The organism is Daejeonella oryzae DSM 19973 (assembly GCF_000422945.1).
In the GTDB taxonomy this organism is placed as follows: domain Bacteria; phylum Bacteroidota; class Bacteroidia; order Sphingobacteriales; family Sphingobacteriaceae; genus Daejeonella; species Daejeonella oryzae.
In genome coordinates, this window is record NZ_AUHA01000002.1 from 1,053,166 (window position 1) to 1,068,229 (window position 15,064).

At 38.5% G+C, this 15,064-nt stretch carries 14 protein-coding genes; 10 read left to right on the forward strand and 4 right to left on the reverse strand.

The features are described from left to right. The first annotated feature begins 5 nt into the window (after positions 1 to 5). The 4 genes from pafA to G521_RS0105040 are packed head-to-tail and all read left to right on the forward strand — an operon-like array spanning position 6 to position 3,387. A complete protein-coding gene (pafA, locus tag G521_RS0105025; protein WP_026897559.1) occupies positions 6 to 1,658 on the forward strand; it encodes an alkaline phosphatase PafA in 1,653 nt (550 codons plus the stop codon). Between the two features lies 1 nt (position 1,659). Next, positions 1,660 to 2,298, forward strand: coding sequence for a thiamine phosphate synthase (locus G521_RS0105030; RefSeq protein ID WP_026897560.1), 639 nt, complete (start codon positions 1,660 to 1,662; stop codon positions 2,296 to 2,298). A gap of 33 nt (positions 2,299 to 2,331) precedes the next feature. Next, the gene (locus G521_RS16535) at positions 2,332 to 2,898 is read left to right on the forward strand and encodes a hypothetical protein (protein WP_051189477.1); all 567 of its coding nucleotides are present in this window, start codon (positions 2,332 to 2,334) and stop codon (positions 2,896 to 2,898) included. After that, positions 2,899 to 3,387, forward strand: coding sequence for a GNAT family N-acetyltransferase (locus G521_RS0105040; protein WP_026897561.1), 489 nt, complete (start codon positions 2,899 to 2,901; stop codon positions 3,385 to 3,387). Positions 3,388 to 3,443: 56 nt separating this feature from the next. Here G521_RS0105040 and G521_RS0105045 read toward each other — a convergent pair whose 3' ends face one another. From G521_RS0105045 to G521_RS0105055, 3 genes are all read right to left on the reverse strand, one after another. Beyond that, entirely contained in the window at positions 3,444 to 4,745 is a 1,302-nt protein-coding gene (locus G521_RS0105045) for a M28 family metallopeptidase (RefSeq protein WP_051189479.1), read from the reverse strand. 36 nt (positions 4,746 to 4,781) lie between these two features. Further along, a complete protein-coding gene (locus G521_RS0105050) occupies positions 4,782 to 6,617 on the reverse strand; it encodes a M61 family metallopeptidase (protein ID WP_026897563.1) in 1,836 nt (611 codons plus the stop codon). A gap of 79 nt (positions 6,618 to 6,696) precedes the next feature. Beyond that, positions 6,697 to 7,818 carry a DUF4407 domain-containing protein gene (locus tag G521_RS0105055; RefSeq protein WP_026897564.1) on the reverse strand — a complete coding sequence of 374 codons (1,122 nt, stop codon included), beginning with the start codon at positions 7,816 to 7,818 and terminating at the stop codon, positions 6,697 to 6,699. A gap of 321 nt (positions 7,819 to 8,139) precedes the next feature. On the opposite strand from G521_RS0105055, the gene G521_RS0105060 reads away from it, so the two are divergent. From G521_RS0105060 to G521_RS0105070, 4 genes are all read left to right on the forward strand, one after another. Beyond that, a complete protein-coding gene (locus G521_RS0105060; protein WP_026897565.1) occupies positions 8,140 to 8,457 on the forward strand; it encodes a rhodanese-like domain-containing protein in 318 nt (105 codons plus the stop codon). Between the two features lie 6 nt (positions 8,458 to 8,463). Further along, positions 8,464 to 8,652, forward strand: a complete 189-nt coding sequence (locus G521_RS18485; protein WP_220096043.1) for a DUF6358 family protein — start codon at positions 8,464 to 8,466, stop codon at positions 8,650 to 8,652. A 76-nt stretch (positions 8,653 to 8,728) separates the two neighbouring features. Next, positions 8,729 to 9,634 (forward strand): prohibitin family protein, encoded by a 906-nt coding sequence (locus G521_RS0105065; protein WP_026897566.1) that lies wholly within the window; start codon positions 8,729 to 8,731, stop codon positions 9,632 to 9,634. Positions 9,635 to 9,696: 62 nt separating this feature from the next. Next, complete coding sequence (locus tag G521_RS0105070; RefSeq protein WP_026897567.1) at positions 9,697 to 10,434, forward strand: EcsC family protein; 738 nt, start codon at positions 9,697 to 9,699, stop codon at positions 10,432 to 10,434. A 15-nt stretch (positions 10,435 to 10,449) separates the two neighbouring features. Here the strand turns inward: G521_RS0105070 and G521_RS0105075 are convergent, their stop codons facing one another. Further along, complete coding sequence (locus G521_RS0105075) at positions 10,450 to 11,712, reverse strand: FAD-dependent oxidoreductase (protein ID WP_026897568.1); 1,263 nt, start codon at positions 11,710 to 11,712, stop codon at positions 10,450 to 10,452. Between the two features lie 229 nt (positions 11,713 to 11,941). Between G521_RS0105075 and G521_RS0105080 the strand changes: the two genes are divergently transcribed. Continuing rightward, entirely contained in the window at positions 11,942 to 13,618 is a 1,677-nt protein-coding gene (locus G521_RS0105080) for an amidase (protein ID WP_026897569.1), read from the forward strand. Positions 13,619 to 13,620: 2 nt separating this feature from the next. Further along, entirely contained in the window at positions 13,621 to 15,018 is a 1,398-nt protein-coding gene (locus G521_RS16540; RefSeq protein WP_245580831.1) for an aldehyde dehydrogenase family protein, read from the forward strand. Positions 15,019 to 15,064: the final 46 nt, after the last annotated feature.

A 15,064-nucleotide genomic window follows, 5' to 3' on the forward strand; every position in this document is an offset into this window, starting at 1 on the left:
TTCAAATGAAGATCAAATACCTGCTGTTCCTGCTATTATTTAGTTTTACACTTCCTTCCTCAGCCCAAAAAACAAAATCAGGTAATCCGCAAAATAAACTGGCCCGGCCGAAATTGGTTGTTGGTATTGTAGTGGATCAGATGCGGTATGATTTCCTATATCGTTTTTATAACAGGTATGAGTCCGGTGGATTTAAGCGTTTACTGAACGAAGGATTTAGCTGTGAAAATGCAAGCATTGATTATATACCCACTTATACTGCTATCGGCCACAGTACGGTTTATACAGGATCAGTTCCTTCTATTCACGGGATTGCCGGGAATGATTTTATTATTCAAACCACCGGAAAAACATTGTACTGCACAGCAGATTCAATAGTTAAAACTGTAGGAAGTACCTCTGCTGCCGGTGAGATGTCTCCAAGAAATTTATTATCCACTACGGTTACTGATGAGCTTAAAATGGCTACTAACTTCCGATCTAAAGTAATCGGAATCGCGATGAAAGACCGTGGCGCAATTTTACCTGCCGGACATTCTGCAAATGCGGCCTATTGGTTTGATGATCTGACCGGAAACTGGATCAGCAGTACCTATTATATGAATGCTTTACCCAACTGGGTTCAAACATTTAATCAGTCAAAGCGTGTAGAAAAATACATGAAACAGGACTGGAACACTTTGTATCCTATATCAACATATACTCAAAGTTATCCGGATAGCAACAGGTATGAAGGAAAGTTTTCTAATTCTGCTCAGGGTATTTTTCCGATTAAAACTTCGGCTATGCTGGCCAAAGGATTTGGCGGAATCCGGAGTACTCCGTATGGTAATTCAATTACCCTTGATCTGGCAAAAGCAGCAATTGAAAATGAAGCTTTGGGACAAAATTCAGATACAGATTTCTTAACAGTCAGTTTTTCATCAACAGATTATATCGGACACCAGCTGGGGCATAATTCAGTAGAAATAGAAGATACTTACCTGCGCCTGGATCATGATTTATCTTCTTTCTTTACTTTTTTAGATTCTAAAATGGGAAAAGGAAATTATACGGTTTTTTTAACCTCAGATCATGGTGCAGCTACCAATGCTAACCTGCTGAAAGATAAAAACATCCCGGCAGGCTTATGGCCCGGAAAAGAAATTTTAGCGGATCTTAATTCTTTGTTATTATCAAAATACAAAGCTCCCGGACTGGTAATTGGACTGGGTAATTATCAGGTTAACCTTAATAATTTACTAATTGCAAAAAATAAGCTAAATGAACAGGAAATAGTTACGGATTGCATTGCTTTCTTAAAAAATAAACCGGGAGTTGCTTTTGTAGTAAACATGCAAAATATTCAGAATTCTTCAATTCCTGATGAATTGCGCAGCCGGATTGTGAACGGATATAACGCCGAACGGAGCGGTGCTATTCAACTAATTTTAAAACCGGGCTGGTATCTGGGTTACAGCAGCACCGGTACAACACACGGAACCTGGAATTCTTACGATGCGCATATTCCTTTGTTATTTATGGGCTGGGGAATAAATAAAGGCAAAACCAATCAGGCGGTACGCATGACGGATATTGCACCTACTGTTTCTGCACTCTTACATATTCAGGAGCCAAACGGATCAATTGGAAAACCCATTGTTGAAGTATTAAAATAGAATGAGAAAATACATTTCCCGATTTCATTACCTTACTCAGGATCTTCCTCATCGAAGTCATGCAGAACAAACACAAATTGCCTGCGAAGCCGGGGCAAACTGGATACAGTATCGCTGTTTCAGTAAAGATGATGAGGAACTGATAAATGAAATACATCAGGTTGCTTCTATTTGTGATGACTGGGGAGCTACATTAATATTAACCGATCATTATCATTTGCTTCACCTGGTAGATGCGCAGGGCGTTCATCTGGAAAATATAGAAGCGGATTTTAAAATGATTCGTGAAAGAATTACGGATGAAAAAACTTTAGGTGCTTCCGCGAATTCCATAGATGACATTTACCGTATTTCCACGTCAGGCGTGGTTGATTATATTGGTTGCGGCCCATACGCCTTTACCAAAACTAAGCCTAATGATTATCCGGTATTGGGTTTTGAAGCATACCGAAGCATCATTTCTAAAATGAATGATCAGCAAATCGATATTCCTTTGATTGCCGTGGGAGGCATTAAACCGATGGATGTTGATGATTTGCTTACCACAGGAATACAGGGAATTGCTGTTTCTGCAGCAATTAATGCCGAGGAAGATCCATACTCAGCATTTAAAGAGTTTTATAAAAAGATTTCTTTGTAGGAAGTTGTAAAATTGCTTCGCTATTTTTGTTACATGTCGTCGCACCATATCATCCGTGAAAAACAGGAGCCAGCCCTGTTAATTATGTACTTTAAAGATTTTGACGATGAATATCTCGGGCAATTACTGGAATGGAGTCCAACTGTAATTGTACCAGAGAATATCTATGATCATGCCGAATCGCTTGGAATTAAAATTGATGGGATTGTAACTACTAATGCTGACATCTCAACTCAGGAAAATACAGCTATAATCTTAACCGTAGATAATCCTTTGGAGGATGCTCTAAAATACTTATCGGGAGAACAATATCCCGCGGTAAATATTATCGCAAAATCCTTTTCACTTAAAGATTATGCTTTGTTTGTTGATGATATAAATTTGGTAATTTTTTCTGGAGGAAAAAAAATCTATCCCGTACGTTCAGGATTCAGCAAATGGCAGGCTGCCGGTGAACAGCTTGAGCTGATGCATAACGTATCTAACCTGAAAGTTGAGGGATTGTATTATCTGACAGACCATATTTTGGAGACCGAAAAAGATGGTTTTTATACGCTCATCTTTCCGCAGCCATTTATATTTATTGCAGAATTTATTTAAATGATTATTCGTAAGGCTCAACTTTCTGACATTTCTACAGTTCACGAACTGGCAAACAAAATTTGGTGGCCAACTTACCACGGAATTATTCCTGATGACCAGATTGCTTTTATGTTGCAGGATATGTATTCTGAAAATGCGTTACTAAATCAGATGAGCCGGGGTTATCACTTTCTAATTGCAGAACAGAATAGCATCCCGGTAGGATTTGCATCTTATTCTTTGACCGAGCCGGAAAATCACGTTTTTAAACTTCAGAAATTATATGTTTTAAGCTCTGAGCAAGGAAAGGGGACTGGTAAAAAACTGATTGAGGAAGTAATTTCTATTGTGAAAATGCAGCATGCTGAGGTTCTCGAATTAAATGTAAACCGGGGAAATAAGGCTTTTCATTTTTACGAAAAACTGGGTTTTGAAATTTATCAACAGGTTGATATTCGGTACCACCAGTATGTTCTCAATGATTTTATAATGCGAAAGAAAATTTAACAACCATTACAGGCTTACGAATTTTTAAATCCGCAAGCCCGAGGGTTAATTGCTGATTATTTATCCAGCTTAGGAATTCTTTTAGGAGTATCTGCTCCTGCAATAATGCTCTTCGAACTTAGTGCAATAGCCCTGATCGTGGAAACAATGTTAGATACATCGAGCGTTTCAAATTCGTCATTTACGGTATGGTAAAATTTATCTGTATCAATTTGATCTGTAGAAATAGTATGAGCGGGTACGCCAAGAGCGGCTAATGTAGCATTGTCACTTCTGTAAAAAAGTTTTTGAGCAGGATATGGATCCGGGTAAAAGTTAAACTGCGTATTCTCCAGATTTTTTTGCAGAATTTCTGCAAAGTCTGATTTTTCATAACCGGTTACAAAAGCTGTGTTTTTTCCAAACTTGGAATCTTTGCCAATCATTTCAATGTTAAACATTGCAACCACATCATCCGGATTAAGCTGCTTAGAAAAATATTGCGAACCAAAGCCGCCAATTTCTTCTGCTGTAAAAGCAACAAAAATCAGAGTTCGCTCATTATTGTTAAGCTTTTTGTAATATTTAGCCAGAGAAATTACGGCGGTAATACCTGTTGCATCATCATCAGCACCATTTGCTATTGAATCGCCTTCTACAGATTTTACAATTCCTAAATGATCATAATGACCTGAGAAAACAACCAATTCTTTTTCCTTTGATTTGCCTGGGAACATTCCAACAATGTTGGATAGACTCAGAGTTTCAATTTTATTTTTAAAATTTACTGAAAAAGAAGTAGCCTCATTATATCCCAATGCAAAAATAATAGCCGTATTTTCATTTAAGTCGTCCACAACACGTGCACGCGAACTGAAATCTTTCAGGCGTTTAAATGCATCAGCATGTACCTGATCAACCAGTACAAAGGCTGATTTTTCAGACCTGATGATGCTTCGGTAACGGTCCATAAGGCTTTCTCCCGATTTGATAGTCAGTACTTCTACCTTATCCGCCTGACTTAAATTCAGTGCTTCTTTATCAGAAATAATGACGGCGGCCGTTGCAGGCACTAATTTACCATCTATAATAACTTCTAAAGTTTGAGGCTTGAGACGTTTCATCTCAAAAGACTGCCTGAAATTATTTTTGCCTTCGAGTGGTTGTAAACCAATAGACTTAAACTCGTTTTCAATGAAAACCGCGGCCTTTTCAATTCCGGGAGTAAAAGTAGCTCTGCCCTGCATTTCATCAGATGATAATGTTTTGATGATGCGCTCGACATCGTTTTCTTTAACAAGTTTGTTTGGAGTTTTTACAGCGCAGGAGGCAAGCAAAAGAATTGAGAACAGTCCCGGAAGTGTTTGCTTTATTAACATGTAGTTTTGAGTTTAATATTATTTTAAAAGGTCTGATTAGTTTAATGAAGAGGATAACCAGCTTTTTCTGAATTTTTCCATTGCTGGAGTTAGCTTTAATCCGGCCTTTTCTGCGGGTACAATTTCCATAGAATTATTAGCCTGCAGTTTAACTTTTACATTTTTAATTGTTTTGCGATGCTCGTAGGTTATTTCCACTTCTTCACCGGGCTTGTGCTTTGCCAGAATAGTTTCCAGGTCGGCAGATGATTTCGACTCATCAGAACCAATTTTTAATAGAAAATCGCCGATATCTAAACCAGCTTCATACGCCGCAGTTCCTTTCAAGGTATTCATCGCTACACGTAATTTTCCGTTTACCGGGGATAACCGAACCATTCCAATTGAAGCTTTATCAGCCATCGGATGTCTTAATACCAGTCCAGCTTTAGCTAATAATTTTTTGTAATCATTCTTATCCGTTCCATATACGTACCGAGTAAAAAAGTCATCCGCGAAAGCAGTATTGGTTAATTTCGAAAGCACTTTTTGCAAATCTGAAACGGTGTAAGGAATCTCGGTTTTACCGTGAGTTACCCAAACAGCTTTCATATAGTCATCCAGGCTCAGATTAAATTCGGAGCGTAAACGGAGATCTAAAGCAAGTGCGATAGTTGCACCGTAGATATAATACGATGTGAAAATATTCACCTGATTGGTCTGATCGACTGCTACGCCGGCATCAGCAAAAACGGCATATCTGCTCATTTGTGTAGCCGGAAATGTATTGGCTCCCGGAGCATTTAATACACCGTTTAAAAGATTTTTTAAAGTTCCGCAATATGTATCCAGATCTCTGTAACCGGCTCTTTTTAGTATTAGTTCGCCATAATATTGGGTAAATCCTTCGGCAAACCAAAGTTCGTTACTCATATTGGCATGCTCAAAATTAAAGGGCTCTAATGTTTTAGGACGAATCCGTTCCACGTTCCAGGCATGAAAGAATTCGTGCGAAAAAGTACTTAGCAGATCTTCTTCGTTTCCGGAGATTTTATCAGTACGCTCAACAATTACAGTCGAATTACGATGCTCCATGCCATCTCCTGCGTTTTCAGTATTTACATCCTGTAAAAAGGTATAGGTGCCGAAATCAAAAGTTGGGAGTTCTCCAAAAACAGCTTTGGCTTCAGTCACCATTCGCTCTACCATTTTTGCATATCCATCTATTACAGTCTGGTCATCAGCTGAATGTGCACTTAAACGAATAGTCTGAACATTTTTGTCCGTGTTAATATCTTTCCAGGAACTTAGTTTAAATGCAGAAAGTTCAACAGGACTGTCTAAAAAATATTGAAGGTTTGCAGCTGTGAAAATTTTGGCATCTGTATCAGGTTTTAACTGAGTAGCTACTTTCCATCCATATTTATCCAGATCATTTATCTGAAGCTGAATGGGGCGCTGCTCAAAACCTTGTGCCCACATAAAAGTAGCGGGCATATTCATATGAGCATGCGTTTCATCAATCCCCAGGTAAGTTCCGTCGATCCAGTTACCGAAAATGGTATAAGAAACTGTTAACTTTCCATTGTGATCCGGTATTTCGTAAACATCGCCCTGAACCTGGTTAATTGTTAGCGATTTCCCCTGCTCGTTGGCAGCCTGCACATTGTATACATTTTTTCCAAATTCATGCGTGGCATACCTGCCCGGTGATGAACGGCTCATACGAACAGTTAATTTTCCGGCCGGTATTTCTGAAATACTCATGCTGATGCGTGCTTCGTGATGAACAGCATTCGGAAATGAAATAACGTATTTTACAGGTTCATCAGCAACTGCTGCAAATGAAAAAAAGAACAGTATAATTGAGGATAAGGAAAGTATTTTTTTCATCTATTAAAATTATAATCGGGTTTAAAATAGAATTAATAGATGAATATCTGAAATTATCCCGTAAATGTGACAATCCGTATCAGGCTTCCCAATTATATTGCCGGAGATCCCTGACCGAGGTCTTTTTTATAATCTCTTTTTGTTTTTCTATTTCAGTTTCTACACGGGTATCCTGAACGCCGTTGGTAACTGCAATATCATAATCTTTTCCACGGTAAGAACCATGCATCGCTGCTTCCTCTGTATTTTGAAGTGCTACATCATATGGTCCTTTATTGCTCATTAACTTCACAAAAACAGGTAAACACTCGAATAATATAAAGAGGAAACCAATAAATGTAATAGCCAGATAATTATCCAGATCCCGTTTACCATCTTCCTTAAAAGTTAACTGCCCCAAAGCCCAGTTTCTGTCGGCAAAACCTGCAACATTAGAAAGACTGTCGAGCTGATAACCGCTAAACATACGCTGATCTGAAAGGCCGTCCAGTTCCTTTCGCCGGTTAAAGAAGTTGTCCATATTGAGCATTTCTGCCCGGATTGCTTCTAACCGTTGCTCTTTTTGCAATACCAGTGATTCTTTTTGTTTGGCATAAGTTCCATAGCCTGTAATGCCCGAAGTTTGATTGGTTTTATCACCAAATACTTCCTGATTTAAAATATATCTGGATTGCTTGATATCCTTCTCCAAAGAATCTTTCTCACGTTTTAAATCAGCCGTTTTACCTAGTTCGGAACTATATTTATTAGCGAAGGTTTTATTTAGGGTATCAATTTTGGAGCGCTGGCCATTTAAATAACTGGTTTTTAATTTCTGACGAATCTCCTTATCAAATATTTTTAGTTCCAGCGGACGTGAAATAACCAGTCCGATCATAATTGCCAGTAGAATTCGCGGAGTTGCCTGCATTATCTGCTGGTTGGTTGATCCGCTTTTACTGATACTGGATACAATGTAACGGTCCATATTGAAAATGGCCAATCCCCAAATTATTCCAAAAAAGAATGCAAAAAAGATAGCAGCCGGACTTCCGGAAAAAACAAAGTACATGGCATAACCGCCGGAAAGTGCTGCAAAAAATGCGGTAAAAAATATGGTAGCTCCAATTCCAACATATTTATTATGTTCTGTAGGATATTTTTGAAGTGTACCTACATGAGCTCCGGAACAGAACCAGAAAAAATCAGTTATGCTTTTCATTGAAAATTTTATTGTCTAAGATATGTTATTGTTGAGTTTGCCTATTATTTCTTAAGATTTCGGAGCAGTTAATATTCATAGTCATAAAAATTTGAGGGAGTTATGAAATAAGATTGGTTTAAAACCCTCCCTGATTTTTTAGTATCAATTAATGATCCGAAAATAGTTTAAAATTAAACGATTAGCTTTTAAACATGTTACTTAAATGCAAATATATTGCACATCTGATTGCACCAATTCAATAATAAAGATTTTGAGTGATTTTAGCATCTATTTGATATGCATTAAAAACGATACCTTTGATTAACAAGTTAATAAGCAATGAAAGAAATAACAGTACTGGAATTAAAACAAAAAATTGAAGCTGGCGAAGATTTTCAACTGATCGATGTTCGCGAACAATTTGAATACGAAATGTCTAACCTTAACGGCGAAAATATTCCTTTGGCAGGCATTCTGATCGAGGCAAATAAACTTCAGAAGGATAAACCGGTAATTATTCAATGCCGCAGCGGTGCCCGAAGTACAGCCGCCATTATACAGTTAGAAAAGCAGTTTGGCTTACAAAATTTATATAATCTTAAAGGAGGCATTTTAGCCTGGGCAGCTGAGTTTGATCCGGGAATGCAGGTTTACTAGAACAGAATGATACTAAAAATCCTGATAAATATTTTTTTGAACATAGCCATATTTACGTTAGTATTAAGCTTGTTCTGGTGTTTCAACCATCAATATTATGCTTACGGGGCAGGAGCACTGCTTGCTTTGGGTATGTTTATTTATCTCAAGATCCGGGTTATAAAAAGCGTCAGAAAGATGACGAAGAATCCTTGATTTTTCTTAACTTTCAAAGATAAAATGGGGCTGGATTATTTCCGGCCTTATTATTTATTCACCTAACCCATTCATTATGTTTTTAATTGTACTCGGAATTTTCATCGTAATTGTTGGTTTTTTTATGTCCGCTCAGGATACGCAAGCATCCCGTTTTGGGAATGTTGTGCGCATTGCCGGCGTTGTGGTTATTGTAATAGGAGCTTTAACTTCCATGTTTAAAGTTATAGAGGCCGGGCAGGTTGGCGTTAAAACTGTCTTCGGAAAAGTAGATCAGGATGTTTTATACAGTGGTTTGAATGTTATCAACCCAATTGCCGAAATAACAAGTTTCGATGTAAAAACCCAAAATTATACGATGTCCGGAGGAACGGATGAAGGAGGTAAATCTGCTGATGATGCCATGCGGGTCTTATCTGCAGATGGTCTTGAAGTGATCATTGATCTTTCTGTACTTTTCAGGGTAACGGCATCGTCTGCGCCAAATATTTTAAAAGAAATTGGAACAGATTATCTGGATAAAATTGTACGGCCGATTGCCAGAACTGCTATCAGAGATAATGCTGTAGCTTACGATGCAGTCTCTTTATATTCAAGTAAACGTGCCGAATTTCAGGCAAAAATATATCAGAACATTGGTAAAAGTTTCGCAAAAAGAGGCCTGGAACTTGAATCAATTCTGGTGAGGAATATTACTCTTCCGGCTTCCGTTAAAACTACGATTGAATCAAAAATTAATGCGGAACAGGATGCGCAAAAGATGACCTTTGTTTTGCAGAAGGAGCGTCAGGAAGCGGAACGTAAGCGTGTAGAAGCTCAGGGTATTGCAGATTATCAGAAAATTTTATCTACGGGTTTAAGTGATAAGCAATTGCAGTATGAATCTATCAAGGCTCAAAAAGAAATTGCATTATCGCCAAACTCAAAAGTTATTATTATGGGTAACAGCAAGGGTTCCTCAATAATTTTAGGAGGAAACTAATGGAACAACTCTTCCTGTTATGCGGGAAGAGTTATCTTACTTAATAATTGTGTTTATAAAATATGACTGAGTATGAGGAAAAGGCGTACCATGAATTAATTTTATGGCAGCAAAAAATGCAGAAAAAACCATCCATAATAGATCGGATGACTAAAGACCTGCAAACTAAAATCAACAGTTATATCCCCGAAAAAATTCATACGGCTATTACGGTCACTATCAGAAAAATGCTTGAAGCTGTATTGTTTGGAGCAAAATACAGTACGAAAAAGCCAAAGGAAGATTCTTCTTTATTTTTAAGAGAAGCCTATGTGCGGGAGCGGATTGAGTTCTATCGTAAAACAGCATCTGCTGAGGGCGCTATTACCGGAGCAGGCGGAATTCTGTTAGGCTTTGCAGATTTTCCAATCCTTATCGGGATAAAAATTAAATTACTGTTTGATATAGCGGCCCTATACGGACATGACGTTAAGGATTATAAGGAACGCTTGTATATCCTGTATATCTTTCAGCTGGCTTTCTCAAGTCAGAAAGGTCGTAATGAAGTTTATAAAAAAATTGCCGACTGGCAGGGTTATACCTCAACACTGCCGGAAGATGTATCTGAATTTGACTGGCGGACTTTTCAGCAGGAATACCGCGATTATATTGACATTGCAAAAATGGCTCAATTAATTCCGGTTATTGGTGCTGCTGTTGGTGCGGTGGTCAATTATAAACTCATTAATAAACTGGGAGAAACAGCAATCAATTGTTACCGGATGCGTAACATCAGTAAATTGAAAATCTTGAAGAATTAAAGATTTTAATTGAATTTAGTTCATTAAGTTTCCGCTTAGATCTACACGTACATTAAACGGTTGCAAGTACTTATCGGCCAGAACGGCAAATTCTCTTCTGTTTATTGCACGTTTAGGCTCATATTTAGTGCTGAACTTAAAGCTGTCTTTCCAGCCCTTTTCAATTTCTTTTCTTAATTCCTCTCCGCGAGCAACACTAAACATAAACAGGTTAATGACATCCTCAATACTGAGTTCTTCCATTTTGTTATCGGCAAACCAAATCTGACTTCTTGAGTAAAATTCTTTCATTGGAATCCGTAATTCGGCTGCCGAAACTGTACCCAGAGTATCAAAAATGAATTGTTCAGTAGAATCCGCCTTGGCTGTTTTCAGATTAATTAATCCGGTTAACGCAATATGCTGGAAAGCCATCGCATCCCGATCTTTAAAGTCAATGTCAGCAAAAGGAACCATGCGGCTTTCGAAAGCAAGTAATTCGCCTTGAATAACCCGGATGTTGAGGTTTTTAGTGGTGGTTTTAAAAAAAGCACAAAAGGCTGCAGAAGCGCCTGCAGCTTGTCCCGCGGACATAGAAACAGGTACAAATTTACCTTCTCCCCGAGGGACAATAATAAAATTCTCAATCCCGGAAGGCAATAAGCTGGCTAATGGAACCGGGAATTCGCTGCGGCTTCCGTTTTCAGTAATCAGTTCTCCGTAACCAACACTTGTCCGGTAAACTTTCGATAAGTATTGATTTTTATCTGTAGATGCCGAAAGGCTAAGAATTGTTTTTCCGGGATTTATGTTTAATAATGAGCTGGCCTTAAAATCAGAACTGGCGTCAACCAAAACGTCAGTTTTAACAGACTTCCCCGAAGTTAATTTAATCTCCCAGCCCTTGCCATTCTTTTCAATTTTTCTAAAATCAGTATTTAATAAAACTGTTAGATTTTTTACAGTATCAGTAATGCCTTTAATCAGTTGAGATAATTCTCTGCTGCTTAAATTTTTGGACAATAGCGAATCTGCCACAGCTGGCTTCGAGCCTTTTTTACCAGAAAAATGATTTCTGATTTTGTTCAGATAATCAATATCTTTTGCGGTAAGCGCAGTAGAAATCTCAGTTTCGGAGGAAAGCAGAATAGTTTTAACTCCCGAACGTGAAGCCTGAATTGCTGCTGCTAATGCTCCTGCTGTGTTTCCACTAACAACTACATCTGTACGGGTGGTTTGTGAAAAAGAAGGTATGCTAAAAAGGGTGAATAAAAAGATCAGGCTATATTTATAATTCATTTGTTAAATCGTATTAATGCAATGTGTTCTCAAACATAAAAAAATACGAGTTATTATTCATCACAGATTTTTTGTGAATTCGGCTGCAAGAAAATGGCTTTATTATGAACCTTTAATAATCTCTTTTTTATAGGTTCAGGGCTTTTAAGTTCTGGAACTAGTATTTGTAAAGCCATAAATTTTCAGATCGAAAATTTATAATTAATTTACCTGTAAAATCAAACAGCATATGCGGAAAATATTGTCAGTCAGCCTGATCGGCTTAGTACTTCTATCAATCAGTTTTGTGTTGGGCGCATTCGTTGCCGATAAATCTGCTGATGGTAAAATTACTTTAGCAATGATTCTTCAAGCACAAAAAATAATGGGTTTGGATTTTACGGATGCAGAAGCTGATTCTATGCTTACTGATGTGAATGATCAGCTTGATAGCTATGTCGCTCTATGGAAACTTCAAATACCTAATGAGGTTTCACCTGCTCTGAATTTTAATCCGCTTCCGGCCGGTTACCAGTTTCCTGATAAGGCAAATTATTTTAAAACGAATGAAATAAAAGGCGTTTTGCCCGTCAATCGTGAGGAGCTTGCATTCTATAATATCCGTCAGCTTTCATACCTCATAAAATCCCGCCAAATATCATCCGTAGAATTAACCAGATTTTTTATAGATCGGTTAAAAAAATACAATCCTGTATTGCTCAATGTGGTGACTATTACCGAAGAAAGGGCTATGAAGCAGGCCGCAAAAGCAGATGCGGAAATAAAAGCCGGAAAATATCGGGGTCCATTACACGGAATTCCTTTCGGGGCAAAAGATTTGCTGGCTGTAAAAGGCTATAAAACTACCTGGGGTTCTGTTGCTTATAAAAATCAGGATATTGATATGGATGCTACGGTAATAAGCAGGCTGGAAAATGCGGGTGCTGTATTGATTGCCAAAACTACGCTGGGTGAATTAGCCATGGGCGATGTTTGGTTTGGAGGTAAAACTAAAAATCCCTGGGATATTAACCGTGGTTCCAGTGGTTCTTCAGCTGGTTCGGCCTCGGCAGTTGCTGCCGGCTGCATGCCTTTTGCAATTGGGTCTGAAACATTGGGTTCCATCGTTTCGCCTTCTACAGAATGCGGAACTACCGGATTGAGGCCAACATTTGGGCGCATAAGCAAACACGGCGCTATGGCTTTGAGTTGGAGTATGGATAAACTGGGCCCCATTGCACGCAGCGCAGAAGATTGCGCCATTGTCCTTAATTCTATAGAAGGTGTTGATCAAAAAGATCTCAGTGTAATTGCGGCTCCATTTACTTATATATCTCCGGGTGCCAGTTTAAAAGGTGTAAAAATTGGCTATCTGAAAACCGAATTTGACCGTGCATATCCAAACCATAAAAACGATAGTCTGAGCCTGATTAAACTGAAAGAACTGGGTGCAGAGTTAATACCGGTGGAAATACCTAATATGCCTTACGGCGATATGACCATTGTTTTATCTGCTGAGGCTGGAGCTGCATTTGATGAATTAACACGAAGCAACCGCGATGACTTATTGGTAAAGCAGGATAAAAATGCCTGGCCAAACGCCTTCAGATCAGCAAGATTTATTCCTGCAGTTGAATATATTCAGGCGAACAGGGCCCGCTCACTCCTGATAGAAAAACTGCAATCTATGATGAAGGGAATTGATCTTTACATGGCTCCTTCCTTCAGCCAGAATTTAAGAGCTACTAACCTAAGCGGTCACCCATGTGTTGTTTTGCCAAATGGTTTTAATAAAGAAGGCAGGCCTTCGAGTATTACCTTCACCGGACAGCTTTTTGGAGAGGGTAAGCTATTGCAGGTTGCCGAAGTATACCAGAACTCAACCCAGTTTAATAAACAGCATCCTAAAATGAATTTTGCATTCTAAATTTGAAACAGAACATACCGGCAGTTTTTGAGCTTCAGAAAGCGCATAGCCTAACTCTTAGAAATACCAGCGCTTTACAGCGGATAAATAAACTCAGGAAACTCAAAGCAGTTATTGAAGCACATGAGAAAGAAATTTATGCTGCTTTATATGCAGATCTGCGGAAATCTGAATTCGAAGCTGCTTTCTCTGAAGTGTATTTCAGTTACGGCGAAATAGATTTTGCAATCAAGAACCTTTCCGGTTGGATGAAACCCAAAAAGGTAGCGGTAACGATGACCTCTATTCTCACTAAAAGCAGGATTTATTACGAACCGAAAGGAACCAGCCTGATTATTGCTCCGTGGAATTATCCTTTCCAGCTGTTAATTAGTCCCCTGATTTCTGCAATTGCAGCCGGTAATTGTGCTATTCTAAAACCTTCGGAAATTAGTGTGGCTACAAGCGCTTTAATTTTTAAAATGATCACCGATAATTTTGATGTAAGCGAAATAGCCTGCTTTGAAGGAGATGTAGAAGTTTCTAAAGCGTTGCTTGAATTGCCTTTTGACCATATATTTTTTACCGGCGGAACCCAGGTAGGTAAAGTTGTAATGGCTGCCGCGGCTAAAAACCTGACTTCTGTTACATTAGAACTTGGCGGAAAATCGCCGGTTATAATTGATGAACATATCAATCTTCAGAAAGCGGCTGAAAAAATTGTGTGGGGCAAGTTTATGAATGCAGGTCAAACGTGCATTGCCCCGGATTATATCCTGATTAAAAAAGAGCAGGAAGAGGAGTTTGTCAGACATGCTTCAGAAGCAATTGATAAAATGTATCGCCCGCAAGGCAAACTGGATAAAGGCAATTATGGCAAGATCATAAATGAGAAAAATTTTAACCGGTTGAGTGATTTGCTGAAGGACGCAGTTTCAGAAGGTGCCACCATCAGAGTTGGCGGCAGTCAAAATTCAGAAGATGCTACCATTGAACCTACGTTGCTTTCGGCCGTCAATCCTCAGAGTAAATTGATGCAGGAGGAGATTTTTGGTCCGCTATTACCTATATTAAATTACCGGAATACCGATGAAGCGATTAATTTTGTAAACCGGCGCCAAAAGCCCCTTGCTCTGTATATTTTTTCTGATGACAAGGAGGTAACCGGGAAAATTTTAAAGAATACTTCTGCCGGTGGTACAGCTGTGAACGATGTACTGGTCCATATTTCAAACCCCAACTTGCCTTTTGGCGGAGTTAACTCCAGCGGTACGGGGAGTTGTCACGGATTTTTTGGATTTAAAGCATTTTCTCACGAGCGTGCAGTACTTTTTCAATCTTCTTTAAATTTTAATAAGATGATATATCCTCCATTTAATCAGAAGAGTGGTATTTTAAAATGGCTTAAGAAACTGATGTAAAGATCAGGTTCTGAAGATTGCTTTAATGAGCAAAAAATCTTTACAC

Excerpts from the sequence above, each read along its gene's own strand:
- pafA (WP_026897559.1), top strand. The coding sequence starts at position 6 with ATGAAGATCAAATACCTGCTGTTCCTGCTATTATTTAGTTTTACACTT.
- G521_RS0105030 (WP_026897560.1), top strand. The coding sequence starts at position 1,660 with ATGAGAAAATACATTTCCCGATTTCATTACCTTACTCAGGATCTTCCT.
- G521_RS16535 (WP_051189477.1), top strand. The coding sequence starts at position 2,332 with ATGTCGTCGCACCATATCATCCGTGAAAAACAGGAGCCAGCCCTGTTA.
- G521_RS0105040 (WP_026897561.1), top strand. The coding sequence starts at position 2,899 with ATGATTATTCGTAAGGCTCAACTTTCTGACATTTCTACAGTTCACGAA.
- G521_RS0105045 (WP_051189479.1), bottom strand. The coding sequence starts at position 4,745 with ATGTTAATAAAGCAAACACTTCCGGGACTGTTCTCAATTCTTTTGCTT.
- G521_RS0105050 (WP_026897563.1), bottom strand. The coding sequence starts at position 6,617 with ATGAAAAAAATACTTTCCTTATCCTCAATTATACTGTTCTTTTTTTCA.
- G521_RS0105055 (WP_026897564.1), bottom strand. The coding sequence starts at position 7,818 with ATGAAAAGCATAACTGATTTTTTCTGGTTCTGTTCCGGAGCTCATGTA.
- G521_RS0105060 (WP_026897565.1), top strand. The coding sequence starts at position 8,140 with ATGAAAGAAATAACAGTACTGGAATTAAAACAAAAAATTGAAGCTGGC.
- G521_RS18485 (WP_220096043.1), top strand. The coding sequence starts at position 8,464 with ATGATACTAAAAATCCTGATAAATATTTTTTTGAACATAGCCATATTT.
- G521_RS0105065 (WP_026897566.1), top strand. The coding sequence starts at position 8,729 with ATGTTTTTAATTGTACTCGGAATTTTCATCGTAATTGTTGGTTTTTTT.
- G521_RS0105070 (WP_026897567.1), top strand. The coding sequence starts at position 9,697 with ATGACTGAGTATGAGGAAAAGGCGTACCATGAATTAATTTTATGGCAG.
- G521_RS0105075 (WP_026897568.1), bottom strand. The coding sequence starts at position 11,712 with ATGAATTATAAATATAGCCTGATCTTTTTATTCACCCTTTTTAGCATA.
- G521_RS0105080 (WP_026897569.1), top strand. The coding sequence starts at position 11,942 with ATGCGGAAAATATTGTCAGTCAGCCTGATCGGCTTAGTACTTCTATCA.